This window comes from Arthrobacter sp. 210 2 (genome assembly GCF_059093025.1).
This window is the reverse complement of the sequence record NZ_JBNHIE010000028.1, coordinates 1-1,357: the sequence shown is the minus strand read 5'-3', so window position 1 is coordinate 1,357 and position 1,357 is coordinate 1. Positions and strand designations below refer to the sequence as shown.

1 rRNA gene is annotated in these 1,357 nt (G+C 57.0%); it reads left to right on the top strand.

The annotated features are described in order from the left end of the window. Positions 1 to 1,314, top strand: a 16S ribosomal RNA gene (locus tag AC5RWA_RS21595); the annotation flags it as partial. Positions 1,315 to 1,357: the final 43 nt, after the last annotated feature.

Here is a 1,357-nt window from a genome sequence, read left to right as displayed (position 1 = left end):
TTGTGGTTTTGGATGGACTCGCGGCCTATCAGCTTGTTGGTGAGGTAATGGCTTACCAAGGCGACGACGGGTAGCCGGCCTGAGAGGGTGACCGGCCACACTGGGACTGAGACACGGCCCAGACTCCTACGGGAGGCAGCAGTGGGGAATATTGCACAATGGGCGCAAGCCTGATGCAGCGACGCCGCGTGAGGGATGACGGCCTTCGGGTTGTAAACCTCTTTCAGTAGGGAAGAAGCGAAAGTGACGGTACCTGCAGAAGAAGCGCCGGCTAACTACGTGCCAGCAGCCGCGGTAATACGTAGGGCGCAAGCGTTATCCGGAATTATTGGGCGTAAAGAGCTCGTAGGCGGTTTGTCGCGTCTGCCGTGAAAGTCCGGGGCTCAACTCCGGATCTGCGGTGGGTACGGGCAGACTAGAGTGATGTAGGGGAGACTGGAATTCCTGGTGTAGCGGTGAAATGCGCAGATATCAGGAGGAACACCGATGGCGAAGGCAGGTCTCTGGGCATTAACTGACGCTGAGGAGCGAAAGCATGGGGAGCGAACAGGATTAGATACCCTGGTAGTCCATGCCGTAAACGTTGGGCACTAGGTGTGGGGGACATTCCACGTTTTCCGCGCCGTAGCTAACGCATTAAGTGCCCCGCCTGGGGAGTACGGCCGCAAGGCTAAAACTCAAAGGAATTGACGGGGGCCCGCACAAGCGGCGGAGCATGCGGATTAATTCGATGCAACGCGAAGAACCTTACCAAGGCTTGACATGAACCGGACCGCCGCAGAAATGTGGTTTCCCCTTTGGGGTCGGTTTACAGGTGGTGCATGGTTGTCGTCAGCTCGTGTCGTGAGATGTTGGGTTAAGTCCCGCAACGAGCGCAACCCTCGTTCTATGTTGCCAGCACGTGATGGTGGGGACTCATAGGAGACTGCCGGGGTCAACTCGGAGGAAGGTGGGGACGACGTCAAATCATCATGCCCCTTATGTCTTGGGCTTCACGCATGCTACAATGGCCGGTACAAAGGGTTGCGATACTGTGAGGTGGAGCTAATCCCAAAAAGCCGGTCTCAGTTCGGATTGGGGTCTGCAACTCGACCCCATGAAGTCGGAGTCGCTAGTAATCGCAGATCAGCAACGCTGCGGTGAATACGTTCCCGGGCCTTGTACACACCGCCCGTCAAGTCACGAAAGTTGGTAACACCCGAAGCCGGTGGCCTAACCCCTTGTGGGAGGGAGCTGTCGAAGGTGGGACTGGCGATTGGGACTAAGTCGTAACAAGGTAGCCGTACCGGAAGGTGCGGCTGGATCACCTCCTTTCTAAGGAGCACCTACAAATCACTGTCTGCCGCGTATGTGGTGG